This is a genomic window from Stenotrophomonas sp. 112478_Sma (genome assembly GCF_056479905.1).
On the sequence record NZ_CM151072.1, the window covers coordinates 3356134 to 3372025 of the forward strand.

Here is a 15892-nt window from a genome sequence, read left to right on the forward strand (position 1 = left end):
ACCGAGATGTACCGCGTGATGACCCAACCCGATCTTGATCTGGGCGTGGTCGGCAACGGCAGCTTCGGCGCCCTGGTCGACAAACATGCCCGTGTCGTCTGGAGCTGCCTGCCCACCTTTGACGGCGACCCCACCTTCTGTGCGCTGCTGGGCCCGAACCAGCAGACAGGCGGCGACTTCGCCGTCGAGCTGGAGGACTTCGCCGACAGCGAGCAGGAATATCTCACCAACACCGCCATCCTGCGCACGGTGCTGCGCGACACGCATGGAGGTGCGCTGGAGATCCTCGATTTCGCGCCACGCTGGCGGCAGAACGACCGCTTCTACCGGCCGGTCAGCCTGATCCGCCAGGTGCGGCCATTGGCCGGCAGCCCACGTATCGTCATCCGCGCACGGCCGCTGGCCGACTGGGGCGCACGTGTTCCCGAATCCACGTGGGGCAGCAACCATGTGCGCTGGATCCTGCCCGACCACGTGCTGCGGCTGACCACCGATGTGCCGGTCCGAATGGTCCGTGATGGCCTGCCGTTCGTCCTCAACCACCCTGTGCACCTGATCCTGGGCGTGGATGAATCGCTCAACCGCTCGATCAGCGGCTATGTGCAGGAAGCGTTCCAGCGCACGCGCGACTACTGGCGCGAATGGGTGCGCTATCTGTCGATTCCGCTGGAATGGCAGGACGCGGTGATCCGCAGCGCGATCACTCTCAAGCTGTGCCAGTACGAGGACAGTGGGGCGATCATCGCGGCGATGACCACCTCCATTCCCGAAGCTCCCGGCAGCGTGCGCAACTGGGACTACCGCTACTGCTGGCTGCGCGATGCTGCGTTCGTGGTGCGTTCGCTGAACCGGCTTGGCGCCACCCGTACGATGGAGCAGTTCCTCGGCTACATCTTCAACCTCGCCACCACCGACGGCACGCTGCAGCCGCTGTACGGCATCGGATTCGAGGCCAAGCTGGACGAGGATGAAGTTCCCAGCCTGTCCGGCTACCGCGGGATGGGCCCGGTGCGCCGCGGCAACCTGGCCTGGGTGCAGCGCCAGCACGACGTGTATGGCAGCGTGGTGCTGGCCTCCACCCAGTTGTTCTTCGATCGTCGCCTGCAGGACCCCGGGGATGCCCATACCTTTGCCCGGCTGGAACCGCTGGGCGAACAGGCCTTTGCCCTGCACGACGTCCCCGACGCAGGCCTGTGGGAGTTCCGCGGCCGCACCGAGGTGCACACCTACACCAGCGCGATGTGCTGGGCCGCCTGCGATCGCCTGTGCAAGATCGCCGTGAGGCTCAAGCGCGATGACCGTGCACGCTACTGGCGCGAGCGCGCCGACATCATCCACGCGCGCATCATGCAGCGGTCCTGGAGCGAATCGCTGGGCCACTTCACCGACACCTTCGACGGCCATCGCCTGGACGCGTCGCTGCTGCTGCTGGCCGACATCGGCTTCATCGATGCACTCGACGCACGTTTCATCGCCACCGTCGAGGCCATCGGCCGCGACCTCAAGCATGGCAATTCGCTGTACCGCTACATCGCACCGGACGATTTCGGCGAGCCGGAAACCAGCTTCACCATCTGCACCTTCTGGTACATCGATGCGCTGGCGGCGATCGGGCGCATGGATGAGGCACGCGAGATGTTCGAGACGCTGTTGAAGCAGCGCAACCATCTTGGCCTGCTGTCGGAGGACCTGGCCTTCGACAGCGGCGAAGCGTGGGGCAACTTCCCGCAGACGTATTCGCATGTGGGTCTGATCACGGCAGCGATGCGCCTGTCGCGTTCGTGGCAGGAGGCATCATGAGTCGTCTGGTGGTGGTCTCCAACCGCGTTGCCGTGCCCGGCGAGAACCGCGCCGGGGGCCTTGCGGTGGGCCTGCTGGCTGCGCTCAAGGAGCGCGGCGGCATGTGGTTCGGCTGGAGTGGCAAGACCGTGCGTGATGGCAGCGGCGCGCTGCATGAACAGCAGGACGGCGACATCCGCTTCGTCACCATGGACCTGAACAAGCGCGAGGTGGACGGCTACTACAACGGCTTCGCCAACCGCACGCTGTGGCCGCTGCTGCATTTCCGCCTGGACCTGGTCGACTATGACCGCGGCACGCGCGAGACATATCACAAGGTCAATGCGATGTTCGCGGACAAGCTCGCGCCGTTGCTGCGCGAGGACGATATCGTCTGGATCCACGACTACCATCTGATCCCGCTGGGTGCCCTGCTGCGCGAGCGCGGCATCGGCTGCCGCATCGGCTTCTTCCTGCACATCCCGATGCCCTCGGCGGACCTGCTGCAGGCCATGCCCGACCACCTGCGGCTGTTCTCCGCGCTGTATGCCTATGACCTGGTGGGATTCCAGACCCAGCGCGATGCCGACCGCTTCCAGACCTACCTGCGGCTGTTCGGCGGCGGTCGCGTGCTCGACAACGGCGAACTGGAGGCCCCGGGGGGGCGCCGCTTCCGCGCTGCCGCCTTCCCGATCGGCATCGACACCGGGCTTATCGCGCGTCAGGCCAGCACCGCAGCGGCCAAGGCCGCCGTGAAGAACCTGCGGGCCAGTCTGCGGGATCGGCAGCTGGCCATCGGCGTGGACCGCCTGGACTATTCCAAGGGGCTGCCCGAACGTTTCCTTGGCTTCGAACGTTACCTGCAGCGCCATCCCGACCAGCGCGGCACCCTGACCTACCTGCAGATCGCGCCGGTCTCGCGCGGTGATGTCACCGAGTACCGGCAACTGCGCAGCCAGCTGGAACAGATCGCCGGGCACATCAACGGTGGCCATGCCGAGCCGGACTGGACGCCGCTTCGCTACGTCAACCAGAACTTCACCCATGCCACCCTCACCGGCTTCTACCGCGCGGCGGCCGTCGGTCTGGTCACCCCGCTGCGCGATGGCATGAACCTGGTCGCCAAGGAGTACGTCGCCTCGCAGGACCCGGAGGATCCGGGCGTGCTGGTGCTGTCCCTTCTGGCCGGCGCCGCCGATGAACTGAAGCAGGCGCTGCTGGTCAACCCGCACGATCTGGACGGCGTGGCCGATGCCATCGCCACGGCCGCCACCATGTCGCTGCGCAAGCGCCAGGAGCGCTGGCACGCCATGATGGAGCACCTGCGCACCTACGACATCAACCATTGGCGGCGCAGCTACCTGGACGCCCTCGAAGGCTGAATCAGGCGCATTCTGTACGCCGAAACTTGACGCTTTTGGCTCGAAAGTAATTGCGCATGCAACCATCCCGCCGCTGTGGCGTGATCTCCACAGCCGCTGTCGCAAGTGGCACTCAGGCAGGCGAACGTCCTGCTGCCCCAAGGCTTCCAGCCAGCTGCGTGGCGTCCTCGCGACGCCATCGCGGAAAACGAAAGAAAATGAACCGGCGATATTTCATTTCGCATTGACGCGACCTCCCCACAGTGGCGCCCCCAGAGCTCCTGCAATCGACAGAAGCCGCACCGTGCACGACTGCGTGCACATCACTCCGGGGATCCACTGCATGCACGCGTACGACCGTTTCATCGAAGAAGCCAGCCACCGCCTGGGACTGGGCCATCGCACCCGTTGGGTGGTTGATGTGATTGCCGGCTGGATAGCCTCCCACCCACGGGGACTGGACGGACTGGAGCAGACCTTCGAGCAGGCGGGCCTGGGGGTTCACTTCCGATCCTGGCGGCGTCCCGGGCAGCCGCCGCTGCCGGTGCTGGCCAGCGACCTGCAGCGTGCGCTGGGTGATCCGGTCATGGACCGGCTGGCCCGGCGCAGCAGACTGTCATCGGGGGCGTTCCGGGTCGTGGCCTGCGATCTGCTGCCGGGGCTGATCGCATTGACGTCCCAGCCCATCGAGCCGGCCCCTTCGGAGCCGCCCCAGCTGCGCAATCGCCCGCAGCGGCAGCGACCGCAGATGGCCGGCACCCTGCTCACCCCGCGGGTGCAGGGCATGGCCCTGCGCAGCCTGCTGTGGATGATGGCCGCCGTGGTCGTGCTCGGCGCTACCGCATGGCTGCAGCTGAAGGCACGCACGCCGCTGTGGACGCCACAGGCGATCGTCCGCGAACACGACGCGCGGCTGTTCCTGCACCAGCGCGGCGCGCAGGTCTCGGTCCATGGCAGCCTGCCCAGCGACGCCCTGCGCCGCCGCCTGTGGAGCGCGTTGATTGCGGTGCATGGCGCAGGGCACGTCAGTGGCCGTATCGAGATCGATCCGCAGGCCCGGTCGCCGCGCTGGTTCGAGCGCCTGATCCGCACCCTGCCCTGCCTGCAGGGCGACGGACTGCGCCTGGAGTTCGCCGGCAACCAGCTGGATATCGACTCCACCGCCCTGAGCGAAGAGCGGCGCCTGGCGATCTCGCGGCAGCTCCGCCAGGATTTCCCCGCCCTGCGGATGAGTGGGCTGTGGGGTCCGGGCCGGGCCGCATTGTCGCGGCTGCCGGCCGATGCCGGCGCCGCGCAGCGGATCGCTGCGCTGAACCTGACCCGGCTGGAGTTCCATCCCGGCTCCAGCGAACTGCGCGGCAGCTCCAGCGAAACGCTGCAGGTGGTGGCCGACGCATTGCGCAGCACTGCGCCGGGCACACGGGTGGAAGTGGCCGCTCACACCGACAGCCAGGGCGCGTCCGAGGCCAACCGGCAGCTCAGCCAGCAGCGTGCGGACGTGGTGGTGACGGCGTTGCACGCGCATGGCGTGCCGGCACCGACGCTGGTCGCGGTGGGGTACGGCGAGGAGCATCCGGTAGCCGACAACCGCAGCGAGGACGGCCGCGCGCGCAACCAGCGCATCGCCTATCGGCTGCTTGCGGCTCCGCACTGACACCGCGCGCGGACCGACCGGCACATCAGTCCAGGAAACGGCCGGCCTGCTGCGTCGTCGGCAGCGTGCAGCGGTCGTGACGACCGAACCAGCGGTATCGGTTGCGGGCCAGCCTGCGATAGGCGGCATCCCGCCAGCTGCGCGGCAACAGGCGCAGCACGCCCGCCAGCCGCCATGCGCCTCCCAGCCCGGTCAGCACGCGCAGGATCGCGTCCGTGTCAGTCCAGGCGCCCTGCTCGTCCAGCAGCAGAAAGGAGCGCGGGTCCTGCGGATCCAGCCCATGGCTGCGCAGCAGCAGGCTGCCATGCGTACCCTGCATCGCTGCGAAGCGATAGCGCCCGTGGCGGTCCACGCGCAACAGGAAACGCACCCAGCGGCTGCACAGCGCACAGACGCCATCGAACACGATCACTGCGTCACTGCGGGTCGAGCCAGCCTTCATAACGGATCAGCGCTCCAATCCAGGGCAATGTCACATCAACCAGGAAAGTGTAGCGCTCTGCGGCCCAGGCCTCGCGGCAGCGCACGCCGTCGAACCAGCGCGTCGGCAGCGGCAGCAGGCCGAACACGCGGACGCTGCGCACCGACCAGTCGATGCCGCCTTCACGCGCCCGCAGCTCGAATCCGAAGTGCACCGCACCGAGCTGCTCATGCAGACCGCCTTCCTGTGCCCACAGCCGCGACACCATCGGCCAGCGCCCGAAACGTCGCGCCCACTGCTCGCCTTGCCCGCAGGCGCTGAACACCACCTCGACCGGCAAGGCGTGCGCCTCCTTCGGCAGCCGCGCCAACGCGGCCAGCATGGGCACCAGCCAATGGCGGCCCCGTGCGATCCGCGCCTGCCCGGTACGGCGGCACGGCAGCGGCGCCGCATGCAACGCCTGCACCGGTGCTGCCAGGGTGGCGAAGGCCGGCCCCAGCACCTGCGCGAACAGCGGCACGGTCAGGGAGCGATCCAGGCCAGCGTTGCCATGCGGCCGGTGCGGCGGTCGCGACGGTGCGAATACAGGTCCGGATCGGCAATGGTGGAGATCGTGCCGCCAGACACCTGGGCCGGGTCCACGCCCACGGACTGCAGGCGCTGGCGGGCCAGTGCGAACAGATCGACCTTCCAGTGCCCCGCGCGGGTGGCCACGAAGGCGGCGGCCGCCGCCGGTTCGTGGCCGACGAAGGCCTGATACACCTCTTCGCCGATCTCATAGTCGGCAGGCCCTGCCGCCGGGCCCAGCCAGACCCGCAGCTGCGACGGCGCGGTGCGCATCGCGGCTACCGTGTGTTCCAGCATGCCATCGGCCAGGCCGCGCCAGCCCGCATGGGCCGCGCCCACTTCGCTGCCGTCGGCGGCGGCAAACACCACCGGAAGGCAGTCCGCGGTCAGGATGGCCAGCACCACCCCCGGCACCGACGTCACCGCGGCATCGGCCACCGGCTCGCTGGCCCCGGCCACTGGCGGGCCATCAAAGCGCAGCACGGTGGTGCCATGCACCTGGCGCAGCCAGTGCGGCGCGGAGGGCAGCGCCAGTCCCTGCTGCAGCAGTTGCCGGTTGTGTTCGACGTTGGCCGGCGCATCTCCATCGGCTGCGTGCCGGTTGCCCAGGTTGAACTGGGCAAAGGGTGCCGGCGAAATGCCCGCGCCGTGCCGGCGTGTGGTCAGCGCCCGCACGCCCGGCGGCGCCGGCCAGTCAGCCTGCAGCAGCGGCAGCGCGGTCGCCATCACCAGCGATCCCGCTCGCGCTCGGTAAAGGCCTCGCTGTCTTCGCGCAGCACCTTCATCAGGTGCAGCATGTCGTCCGGTACCGGCGCCGAATTGCGCACCGGCTCGCCGGTGATGGGATGCACGAACTCCAGCGTCTCGGCGTGCAGGGCCTGGCGCTTGAAGCCACGCAGCGCCGCCACCAGTTCGTCGCTGGCGCCCTTGGGCAGCTTCAGCGCGCCGCCATACAGCGGGTCGCCGATGATGGGGTGGCGCAGGTGCGCCATATGCACGCGGATCTGGTGGGTGCGGCCGGTTTCCAGCCGGCATTCCAGCGCGGTGTGCGCCCGGAAGCGCTCGCGCAGGCGGTAATGAGTGATCGCGTCCTTGCCGTCTTCGCGCACCGCCATCTTCAGGCGGTCGCGCGGATGACGGTCGATCGGCGCATCGGCGGTGCCGCCGGCCACCAGAGCGCCCATCACGATGGCCAGATACTGGCGGTGCACATCACGCGCGGCCAGCTGTTCGACCAGGGCCGTCTGCGCCTCCAGGGTGCGGGCGACCACCATCACGCCGCTGGTGTCCTTGTCGAGGCGATGCACGATGCCGGCGCGCGGCAGAACCGCCACCGACGGGTCGCGGTACAGCAGCGCATTGACCAGGGTGCCGCTGTGGTTGCCGGCACCCGGGTGGACCACCAGGCCGACCGGCTTGTTGATCACCAGCAGGTGCTCGTCCTCGAACAGCACGTCCAGCGGGATGTCCTCCGGCTGGGCATCGGTCTGGGTCTCCAGCACCACGTTCAGGGCCACCACCTCGCCACCGCGCAGCGGATCGCGCGGCCGCGCCTGGGCGCCATCGAGCAGGACGTCGCCGGCCTTGATCCATTCGGTCAGGCGTGAACGGGAGTACTCGGGGAACAGTTCGGCCACGACGGCGTCGAAACGCCGGCCGGCGGCGGTGTCGGGGACGATGGCCTGGCGGGCCGATTCGGAGGGTTGTTCAGACATGGCAGGGGGGTATCTTTGAAATTTTGGGGTCCCGGCGGTCGGTTTCAGTCGCAGGACAGGACACTAGGCTATCATCGACCCTTCGTATTCCAGACGCGTCCCGCCTTGACCCCATGATCCGACGCTCCGCCATGCTCTCCGCGCCCGTCCGCCTCACCGCCCTGCTGCTGGTGCTGGTCATCGCCGCCACCGGCTGCCATCGCGGCGCCAAGAAGGGTGATCGCCCCGACGAGGGGACGCCGGTCGAACAGCTGTACGAGAAGAGCCACACGCTGATGAAGGGGGGCAACTGGAGCGGCGCCGAAGCCAGCTTCCGTCGCCTGGTGGCCCAGTATCCCTACGGCCCGTACACCGAACAGGCGATGATCGAAACCGCCTACGCGCAGTACAAGGCCGGCAAGCACGACGATGCGGTGTCGAGCATCGACCGCTTCATCCGGACCTATCCGACCCATCGCAACATCGCCTACCTGTATTACCTGCGCGGCCTGGCCAACTCCAACCGCAATACGGTTTTCCTGCGTCGCGTATGGTCCCTGGACCCCAGCCGCCGCGATCTGTCCACGCCGCACCAGGCGTATTCGGACTTCAACATCGTCGTTGACCGCTACCCGAACAGCCGCTACGCCGCCGACGCCCGCCAGCGGATGATCGAGCTGCGTGACGTATTCGCCCAGCACGAGCTGGACAACGCGCTGTACTACATGCGCCGTGGCGCCTGGGTGTCGGCCGCTGGCCGCGCCAACTACCTGCTGGAAACCTATCCGCAGAGCGCCTTCCAGTACGACGCCGTGGCGGTCCTGGCCGACTCCTACACCCACCTGGGCAACAAGACCCTGGCCGACGATGCCCGGCGCGTGCTGGAGCTGAACCAGCCCGATCACCCGTGGCTGGCAGGCAACTGGCCGAAGTACCCCTGGATGATCCGCAAGCTCAACCCGTTCGCAGGCGAGAAGTCCGCCAGTACCGGCCAGCGCAACGCGCGGCTGGAAAAGAAGTAAGAAAAGGGCCCCGCAAGGGGCCCTTTCTTTTGTGGGGCCCGCCATGGCCGGGCCCTGCGAAGGCGCGGGCCTCAGCCCTTGTAGCCGTTGCTGATCGGGTAGCGGCGTTCGCGGCCGAAGGCGCGACGGGAGACCTTCGGCCCCGGTGCGGCCTGGTGCCGCTTCCACTCGCTGATGCGCACCAGCCGCAGCACGCGGTCGACCACGGCCGCATCGTAACCGGCTGCAACGATCTCGGCGCGCGACTGCTCCTGGTCGACGTAGCGGTACAGGATGCCGTCCAGCACGTCGTAGGCCGGCAGCGAATCCTGGTCCAGCTGGTTCTCGCGCAGTTCGGCCGACGGCGGGCGGCTGATCACGGCCGGCGGAATCACCGGCGCGCCCCCCACGGTATTGCGCCACTTCGACAGACCGAATACTTCGGTCTTGTACAGATCCTTCAACGGCGCGTAGCCGCCACACATGTCACCGTAGATGGTGGCGTAGCCGACCGCATACTCGCTCTTGTTGCCGGTGGTCAGCAGCAGGCCACCGAACTTGTTGGCCAGCGCCATCAGGATCACGCCGCGGCTGCGCGACTGCAGGTTCTCCTCGGTCACATCCGGGGTTGTGCCCTCGAACAGCGGCGCCAGCGATTCCATCAGGCCCTTGAACGCCGGCTCGATCGACACCGCTTCCAGCTTCACTCCCAACGCCTGGCACTGCTCTGCAGCCAGATCGTTGGACAGGCCTGCGGTATAGCGTGACGGCAGGCGCACGGCAGTCACGTTCTCGGCCCCCATCGCATCCACCGCCAGGGCCAGCACCAGGGCCGAATCGATGCCGCCGGACAGGCCCAGCCACACCTTCGTGAAACCATTCTTGCGGCAGTAATCCTGGATGCCACGGGTCACCGCGCGCCAGGCCAGGGCGTCCATGCTCTCGTCGCCATCGTCCATCCAGACGTGTGGCATGAAGCGACGGCTGGCACCGTCGTACTCCACCACCAGCCACTGGTCGACGAACGCAGCGGCGGCCGGGTGCACCGTACCGTCGCCATCGGCCACCACCGAAGCGCCGTCGAACACCAGTGCGTCCTGGCCACCGACAACATTGAGATACGCGATCGCCGCACCGCTCTCGCGGGTGCGCGCGGCCAGCACGGCATCGCGCTGGGCGTGCTTGCCGCGCTCGTAGGGCGAGGCATTGGGCACCACCACCAGCTGCGCGCCAGCACGCACGGTATCGGCCAGCGGCTCAGCGAACCACAGGTCCTCGCAGATCAGCAGGCCCACCGGAATGCCGTCGACGTCGAACACGCAGCTGCCGCCATCAGGGTCGACGTCGAAGTAGCGGCGCTCGTCGAACACCGCGTAGTTGGGCAGCTCGCGCTTGCGATAGGTCTGTTCGACCCGGCCATCGCGCAGCACGCTGGCGGCGTTGTACACCACCGCGCCCGCCGCCTGCGGCCAGCCGACCACAGCGGTGATACCGCGGCAGGCAGCCGCAATGCGCGCGATCGCCTGCTCGCATTCGTACAGGAACCCCGGACGCAGCAGCAGGTCTTCCGGCGGATAGCCGCTGACCGCCAGCTCGGGGAACATCACCAGCCCGGCGCCATACTCATCGCGCGCCTGGCCGATCATCTCGATGATGCGCTCGGTATTGCCGGCGACATCGCCGACCGGAAAATCGAACTGCGCCATCGCGATGCGGATCGAAGCCATGGAAGGTCCAGCCTGTGGTTGCAATGGCCCATTGTAACGCCGCACCGTGTGCCTGCCGGGCGGACCCTGCGGGTAGCGCCGGGCCATGCCCGGCGGATGACTGCGCGACGCCCAGACGCAGAAAAGCCGCCCGGAGGCGGCTTTTCCAAAGCAAGCCGAGCATGGGCTCGGCTCTACAGATCGTGCCGGCCGGAAGCCGGCAACAACCTTACTTCACCAGCTTGGCGATGGCAGCGCCCAGGTCGCCCGGCGAACGCACGGTGACGACGCCAGCCGCTTCCATGGCGGCGAACTTGCCTTCCGCCGTGCCCTTGCCGCCGGAGGCGATCGCACCGGCATGGCCCATGCGCTTGCCGGCCGGAGCCGAGGCACCGGCGATGAAACCGACGACCGGCTTCTTCACGTGGTTCTTGATGTATTCCGCACCGGCTTCCTCGGCGTCGCCACCGATCTCGCCGACCATGATGATGCCTTCGGTCTGCGGGTCTTCGTTGAACAGCTTCAGGCAGTCAACGAAGTTCAGGCCGTTGATCGGGTCGCCGCCGATGCCGATGCAGGTGGACTGACCCAGGCCGACTTCGGTGGTCTGCTTGACCGCTTCATAGGTCAGCGTGCCCGAACGCGACACGATGCCGATCTTGCCGGGCTTGTGGATGTGGCCCGGCATGATGCCGATCTTGCACTCACCCGGGGTGATGACACCCGGGCAGTTCGGGCCGATCAGCACGGTGTCCGGGTAGGAACGGGTCAGCACGTTCTTGACGCGCAGCATGTCCAGCACCGGGATGCCTTCGGTGATGCAGACGATGACCTTGATGCCGGCAGCTGCGGCTTCCAGGATCGCGTCGGCCGCGAACGGCGGCGGCACGTAGATGACCGAAGCATTGGCGCCGGTGCTCTGCACGGCGTCGGCAACGGTGTTGAAGACCGGCAGGTCGATGTGGGTGGTGCCACCCTTGCCCGGGGTCACGCCGCCAACAACCTGGGTGCCGTACTCGATCATCTGAGTCGCGTGGAAGGTGCCCTGCTGGCCGGTGAAGCCCTGCACGATCACCTTGGTGTTCTTGTTAATCAAAACAGACATGGGAATTTCCTTCGGTGTCGTGGATCAGGCGGCGTTCTTGACCGCTTCAACGACTTTCTTGGCGCCGTCGTTGATGTTGTCAGCCGGGATGATGGCCATGCCGCTGTCACGCAGCAGCTGCTTGCCTTCTTCCACGTTGGTGCCTTCCAGGCGCACCACGACCGGCACCTTGACGCCCACTTCCTTCACGGCGGCGATGATGCCCTCGGCGATCATGTCGCAGCGGACGATGCCGCCGAAGATGTTGACGAAGATGCCTTCCACCTTGTCCGAGGACAGGATCAGCTTGAACGCTTCGATGACGCGCTGCTTGTTGGCACCGCCGCCCACGTCCAGGAAGTTCGCCGGCTCGCCGCCGTTGAGCTTGATGACGTCCATGGTCGCCATGGCCAGGCCGGCGCCGTTCACCATGCAGCCGATGTTGCCGTCCATGGTGACGTAGTTGATGTCCAGCTCCGAAGCGGTCACTTCGGTTTCATCTTCCTGGGACTTGTCGCGCATCGCGACCAGTTCCTTGTGGCGGAAGTTGGCGTTGTCGTCGCTGTTGAACTTGCCGTCCAGCGCGTACAGGTTGCCGTCGTCCAGGATCGCCAGCGGGTTGATCTCAACCAGCGCCAGGTCCTTTTCGTTGAAGATGCGGTACAGGTTCACCATGATGTTGGCGAACTGGCCGGCCTGCTTGGCGGTCAGGCCCATCTTGAAGCCGATGTCACGGCCGTGGTAACCCTGCACGCCCTCGACGAAGTCCACATTCAGGGTGTGGATCTTGTCCGGGGTCTCGGCAGCCACCTGCTCGATTTCCATGCCGCCTTCCGAGGAGGCGATGTAGCTGATGGTGCGGGTGCCGCGATCCACCAGGACCGACAGGTACAGTTCCTTGACGATCTCACCGGCGGTGGTCACCAGCACCAGGTTGATCGGCAGCTCGACGCCGGCGGTCTGGTAGGTGGCCATCTTGGTGCCGAGCATCTTGGCCGCTGCGGCCTTCACGTCATCGACGGTCTTGCAGAACTTGACGCCGCCAGCCTTGCCGCGGCCGCCAGCGTGGATCTGCGCCTTGACCATCCAGGGGCCCTGGCCCAGCGACTGGGCGACTTCAACCGCCTCGTCCGGAGTAGCCGCGACCTTGCCGGCCGGGACCGGGATGCCGTATTCGGCAAGCAGTTGTTTTGCCTGGTATTCGTGGAAATTCATGCGTCACCGTGGGAATAGGAACGACCGCACGCAATTCCTCAGGGCCTCCGGGGGAGGCACCGGCACGGACCGCGGCGGGCCCACTATTGTGGCCGAGCCGGCGCCGGGGCGCAAAGAAGTCTGTACGCAGTACCGGATCCGGGCGGATTTCCGCTGTCATTCAGGCAGTTGCGGATCGCCGGCAGCCGCCCGGCCGCCCTCGCCACAGGCCGATTGCGCGACGCGGACCCGCGGCCGGGCATCGCCACGACCGTATACTGGGCATCTGCGTCCGCTCGGGCATGCCCGTCGCACAACCCAGATCCAGGCAGCCAGAAGGGGAGTTCCGGCGTGTCACCCAGTGCTTCATTGATCGACCGCATCGAATCGATTCCGCGGCGCGAGCTGTACTTCTTCGCCCTGTACCGGGTGCTGATCGCAGCCGTCATCGCCGCCCTGCTGTACAGCCCGTTGTCGATGATGGTCGGCGAGGCCCACCACCCGCGGCTGGCCTACACCGTCGGCGCGGCCTACCTGGCGTTGTCGCTGCTGGCCCTGGCGATCGGCCGCAACGAACGCTGGCTGCGGCCGATCGTGGTCACCGGCGTGCTGGTGGACATCATCGCCGCCATCCTGCTGGCCCACGCCCTGCCCGGCGCCAGTGCCGGCATCTCGATGTCGCTGCTGTTCAACATCGCCGCGGCCGCCACCCTGCTGCCGCTGAGCTGGGGCCTTGGGCTGGCCCTGGCGGCGAGCCTGGCAACGGTGGGCGAATACCTGTGGAAGCTGCTGGAGGGCGGCGACCCGACCCGCACCCTGGCCGAGCTGGCGATGTTCACGACCAGTTACCTGGCCCTGGCCTTCATCAGCTACCAGGTCGGCAGCCGCGCCCGCCGCAACCAGCAGCTGGCCAACCAGCGCGGTGACGAGGTGGCCAATCTGTTCCAGATCAACGAACTGATCATCCGCCGCATGCGCACCGGCGTGCTGGTGGTGGATGCCGACAGCCGCATCACTCTGGCCAACGAGGCTGCCTCGATGCTGCTCGGCGACAGCGACGGTGCGGGCGGAACCGGCCGCCTCGATCTGGCCAGCGTCGCACCCGAGCTGGCCCGTCGCCTGCAGCGCTGGCGCAACGGCTGGACCCAGGACGAACTGCCGCTGCAGCTCAATCCGGACCAACCCGAAGTGCAACCGCGCTTCGCGCGCCTGCTGGCCGGCAGCGAACTGGCCCTGGTCTTCCTGGATGATTCCAGCGTGGTGTCGCGGCGCGCCGAGTCGCTCACCCTGTCGGCGATGGGCCGCTTCTCGGCCAGCCTGGCCCATGAGATCCGCAATCCGCTGGCGGCGATCAACTATGCCGTGCAGCTGCTGGAAGAAGGTACCGGCTTCAACGAAAGCGACCGCCGCCTGCTGCAGATCATCCGCCAGCAGTGCCAGCGCACCAACGGCATCGTCGAGAGCGTGCTGGGCCTGGCCCGGCGCGAACGTGCCACGCCGGAGAACGTGGATCTGGTCGCCTTCGTGCGCCGCTTCGTGCTGGAGTACAAGCAGGGCCAGACGCTGGAAACCGACAGCATCGAACCGATCGTCAGCGACACCTCGGTGCCGGCGCAGGTCGACACCCGCCACCTCTACCAGGTGCTGACCGTGCTGGTGCACAACGCCCTGAAGTACGGCCGCATCGGCCAGCAGCCGGCCCGCGTGCGGCTGCGTGTGGCCCGGCACGAACGCAGCGCGGTGATCGACGTGATGGATCGTGGCCCCGGCATTCCCGAAAGCGTGGCGGCGCAGCTGTTCCGGCCGTTCTTCACCACCTCCGAGCACGGCACCGGCCTGGGCTTGTACATCGCCCGCGAATTGTGCAGGGCCAACCAGGCACGGCTGGATTACATCCCGGTGCCAGCCGGCGGCTCGTGTTTCCGCTTGGTCCTGCCAGGTCCGCACACCCTGCTGCCCGATGGTTCCTGATTCTGTGCGTCAAACATTTGTCGCTTTCAGCCCCCTCGTTTATCTTTTCCGCCCATGAACGAAACCCGCAGCGCCCTCGTCGTCGACGACGAACGCGACATCCGCGAACTGCTGGTGCTGACGCTCGGCCGCATGGGGCTGCGCATCAGTACTGCAGCCAACCTCGCCGAAGCCCGCGAGCTGCTGGCCAGCAATCCTTATGACCTGTGCATCACCGACATGCGCCTGCCGGATGGCAACGGCATCGAGCTGGTCAGCGAGATCGCCCAGCACTACCCGCGCACACCGGTGGCGATGATCACCGCCTTCGGCAGCATGGATCTGGCAGTGGAAGCCCTGAAGGCGGGCGCCTTCGACTTCGTCAGCAAGCCGGTGGACATCGCCGTGCTGCGCGGACTGGTCAAGCACGCGCTGGAATTGAACAACAGCGAGCGGCCCGTACCGGGCCCCGTCGCCGAACAGGGCGCCCGGCTGCTCGGCAATTCGCCGGCGATGGACGTGTTGCGTGCCACCATCGGCAAAGTGGCGCGCAGCCAGGCCCCGGTCTACATCCTCGGCGAATCCGGCGTCGGCAAGGAACTGGTCGCGCGGACCATCCACACCCAGGGGGCACGTGCTGCCGGGCCGTTCGTGCCGGTCAACTGCGGCGCGATTCCCGGCGAACTGATGGAGAGCGAGTTCTTCGGCCACCGCAAGGGCAGCTTCAGCGGCGCCCACGCCGACAAGCCCGGCCTGTTCCAGGCCGCCCATGGTGGCACCCTGTTCCTGGATGAGGTCGCCGAGCTGCCGCTGCAGATGCAGGTGAAGCTGTTGCGCGCGATCCAGGAGAAGTCGGTGCGCGCGGTGGGTGCGGCCAGCGAGGAACCGGTCGATGTGCGCATCCTGTCGGCCACCCACAAGGATCTGGCCGAGCTGGTCGAGGACGGCCGCTTCCGCCACGACCTGTACTACCGCATCAATGTGATCGAACTGAAGGTGCCGCCGCTGCGCGAACGCCGCCAGGATCTGCCGGAGCTGGCCGCTGCCGTGCTGGCACGGCTGGCCCGCAGCCACGGCCGCACCACGCCGCTGCTCGCGCCCTCGGCGCTGGAGGCACTGGCGCAGTACGCCTTCCCCGGCAACGTGCGCGAACTGGAGAACATCCTTGAGCGCGCGCTGGCCCTGGCCGAGGAAGACCGCATCGGTGTCGACGATCTGCGCCTGCCGCAGCACGCCCCCCGCATGCCCGGCAACGGCACGGCCGCCGAAGCCGTGGTCGATCTGCAGCCGGGCAGTGCCGCCCTGCCCTCGTACATCGAACAGCTCGAACGCAGCGCCATCCAGCGCGCGCTGGAAGAAAACCGCTGGAACAAGACCCGTACCGCCGCGCAGCTGGGCATCACCTTCCGCGCGCTGCGCTACAAGCTGAAGAAGCTGGGCATGGAGTAAGGGCCGCAAGACCCAGCGGTCGGATCCCTTTC

At 67.4% G+C, this 15892-nt stretch carries 13 protein-coding genes; 6 read left to right on the plus strand and 7 right to left on the minus strand.

Going from position 1 to position 15892, the window contains the following annotated elements; all coding sequences use genetic code 11:
* The first annotated feature begins 18 nt into the window (after positions 1-18).
* The 3 genes from ACZK08_RS15330 (at position 19) to ACZK08_RS15340 (ending at position 4794) form a co-directional block, all read left to right on the plus strand.
* A complete protein-coding gene (locus ACZK08_RS15330; protein ID WP_053517094.1) occupies positions 19-1800 on the plus strand; it encodes a glycoside hydrolase family 15 protein in 1782 nt (593 codons plus the stop codon).
* Positions 1797-3161 (plus strand): alpha,alpha-trehalose-phosphate synthase (UDP-forming), encoded by a 1365-nt coding sequence (gene otsA, locus ACZK08_RS15335; RefSeq protein ID WP_053517011.1) that lies wholly within the window; start codon positions 1797-1799, stop codon positions 3159-3161. The genes ACZK08_RS15330 and otsA overlap by 4 nt, the downstream gene beginning before the upstream one ends.
* A gap of 322 nt (positions 3162-3483) precedes the next feature.
* Positions 3484-4794, plus strand: a complete 1311-nt coding sequence (locus ACZK08_RS15340) for an OmpA family protein (protein WP_478452256.1) — start codon at positions 3484-3486, stop codon at positions 4792-4794.
* Positions 4795-4819: 25 nt separating this feature from the next.
* On the opposite strand, the gene ACZK08_RS15345 is transcribed toward ACZK08_RS15340, so the two are convergent.
* Genes ACZK08_RS15345 through rluD form a run of 4 tightly spaced genes read right to left on the minus strand, consistent with a single transcriptional unit; the run spans position 4820 to position 7497 of the window.
* The gene (locus tag ACZK08_RS15345) at positions 4820-5236 is read right to left on the minus strand and encodes a thiol-disulfide oxidoreductase DCC family protein (protein ID WP_053517013.1); all 417 of its coding nucleotides are present in this window, start codon (positions 5234-5236) and stop codon (positions 4820-4822) included.
* Positions 5211-5717, minus strand: a complete 507-nt coding sequence (locus ACZK08_RS15350) for a DUF4166 domain-containing protein (RefSeq protein ID WP_081284381.1) — start codon at positions 5715-5717, stop codon at positions 5211-5213. Before ACZK08_RS15350 ends, ACZK08_RS15345 begins: the two co-directional genes overlap by 26 nt.
* 20 nt (positions 5718-5737) lie before the next feature.
* A complete protein-coding gene (pgeF, locus tag ACZK08_RS15355; protein WP_065175783.1) occupies positions 5738-6508 on the minus strand; it encodes a peptidoglycan editing factor PgeF in 771 nt (256 codons plus the stop codon).
* Positions 6508-7497: a 23S rRNA pseudouridine(1911/1915/1917) synthase RluD gene (gene rluD / locus ACZK08_RS15360; protein WP_065181641.1), complete on the minus strand. Its 990-nt coding sequence runs from the start codon at positions 7495-7497 to the stop codon at positions 6508-6510. Before rluD ends, pgeF begins: the two co-directional genes overlap by 1 nt.
* Positions 7498-7610: 113 nt before the next feature.
* Between rluD and ACZK08_RS15365 the strand changes: the two genes are divergently transcribed.
* Positions 7611-8498 carry an outer membrane protein assembly factor BamD gene (locus ACZK08_RS15365; RefSeq protein ID WP_053517021.1) on the plus strand — a complete coding sequence of 296 codons (888 nt, stop codon included), beginning with the start codon at positions 7611-7613 and terminating at the stop codon, positions 8496-8498.
* A 71-nt stretch (positions 8499-8569) separates the two neighbouring features.
* On the opposite strand, the gene ACZK08_RS15370 is transcribed toward ACZK08_RS15365, so the two are convergent.
* The 3 genes from ACZK08_RS15370 to sucC form a co-directional block, all read right to left on the minus strand.
* Positions 8570-10204 (minus strand): NAD+ synthase, encoded by a 1635-nt coding sequence (locus tag ACZK08_RS15370; RefSeq protein ID WP_065181642.1) that lies wholly within the window; start codon positions 10202-10204, stop codon positions 8570-8572.
* A 208-nt stretch (positions 10205-10412) separates the two neighbouring features.
* The gene (gene sucD / locus ACZK08_RS15375; protein ID WP_005418610.1) at positions 10413-11288 is read right to left on the minus strand and encodes a succinate--CoA ligase subunit alpha; all 876 of its coding nucleotides are present in this window, start codon (positions 11286-11288) and stop codon (positions 10413-10415) included.
* 24 nt (positions 11289-11312) lie between these two features.
* Positions 11313-12482, minus strand: coding sequence for an ADP-forming succinate--CoA ligase subunit beta (gene sucC, locus ACZK08_RS15380; protein WP_005418614.1), 1170 nt, complete (start codon positions 12480-12482; stop codon positions 11313-11315).
* Between the two features lie 330 nt (positions 12483-12812).
* Between sucC and ACZK08_RS15385 the strand changes: the two genes are divergently transcribed.
* A complete protein-coding gene (locus tag ACZK08_RS15385) occupies positions 12813-14432 on the plus strand; it encodes a sensor histidine kinase (protein ID WP_053517024.1) in 1620 nt (539 codons plus the stop codon).
* A gap of 54 nt (positions 14433-14486) precedes the next feature.
* Positions 14487-15860 (plus strand): sigma-54-dependent transcriptional regulator, encoded by a 1374-nt coding sequence (locus tag ACZK08_RS15390; RefSeq protein ID WP_053517026.1) that lies wholly within the window; start codon positions 14487-14489, stop codon positions 15858-15860.
* Positions 15861-15892 lie beyond the last annotated feature (32 nt).

Excerpts from the sequence above, each read along its gene's own strand:
- ACZK08_RS15330 (WP_053517094.1), top strand. The coding sequence starts at position 19 with ATGACCCAACCCGATCTTGATCTGGGCGTGGTCGGCAACGGCAGCTTC.
- otsA (WP_053517011.1), top strand. The coding sequence starts at position 1,797 with ATGAGTCGTCTGGTGGTGGTCTCCAACCGCGTTGCCGTGCCCGGCGAG.
- ACZK08_RS15340 (WP_478452256.1), top strand. The coding sequence starts at position 3,484 with ATGCACGCGTACGACCGTTTCATCGAAGAAGCCAGCCACCGCCTGGGA.
- ACZK08_RS15345 (WP_053517013.1), bottom strand. The coding sequence starts at position 5,236 with ATGAAGGCTGGCTCGACCCGCAGTGACGCAGTGATCGTGTTCGATGGC.
- pgeF (WP_065175783.1), bottom strand. The coding sequence starts at position 6,508 with ATGGCGACCGCGCTGCCGCTGCTGCAGGCTGACTGGCCGGCGCCGCCG.
- rluD (WP_065181641.1), bottom strand. The coding sequence starts at position 7,497 with ATGTCTGAACAACCCTCCGAATCGGCCCGCCAGGCCATCGTCCCCGAC.
- ACZK08_RS15365 (WP_053517021.1), top strand. The coding sequence starts at position 7,611 with ATGATCCGACGCTCCGCCATGCTCTCCGCGCCCGTCCGCCTCACCGCC.
- ACZK08_RS15370 (WP_065181642.1), bottom strand. The coding sequence starts at position 10,204 with ATGGCTTCGATCCGCATCGCGATGGCGCAGTTCGATTTTCCGGTCGGC.
- sucD (WP_005418610.1), bottom strand. The coding sequence starts at position 11,288 with ATGTCTGTTTTGATTAACAAGAACACCAAGGTGATCGTGCAGGGCTTC.
- sucC (WP_005418614.1), bottom strand. The coding sequence starts at position 12,482 with ATGAATTTCCACGAATACCAGGCAAAACAACTGCTTGCCGAATACGGC.
- ACZK08_RS15390 (WP_053517026.1), top strand. The coding sequence starts at position 14,487 with ATGAACGAAACCCGCAGCGCCCTCGTCGTCGACGACGAACGCGACATC.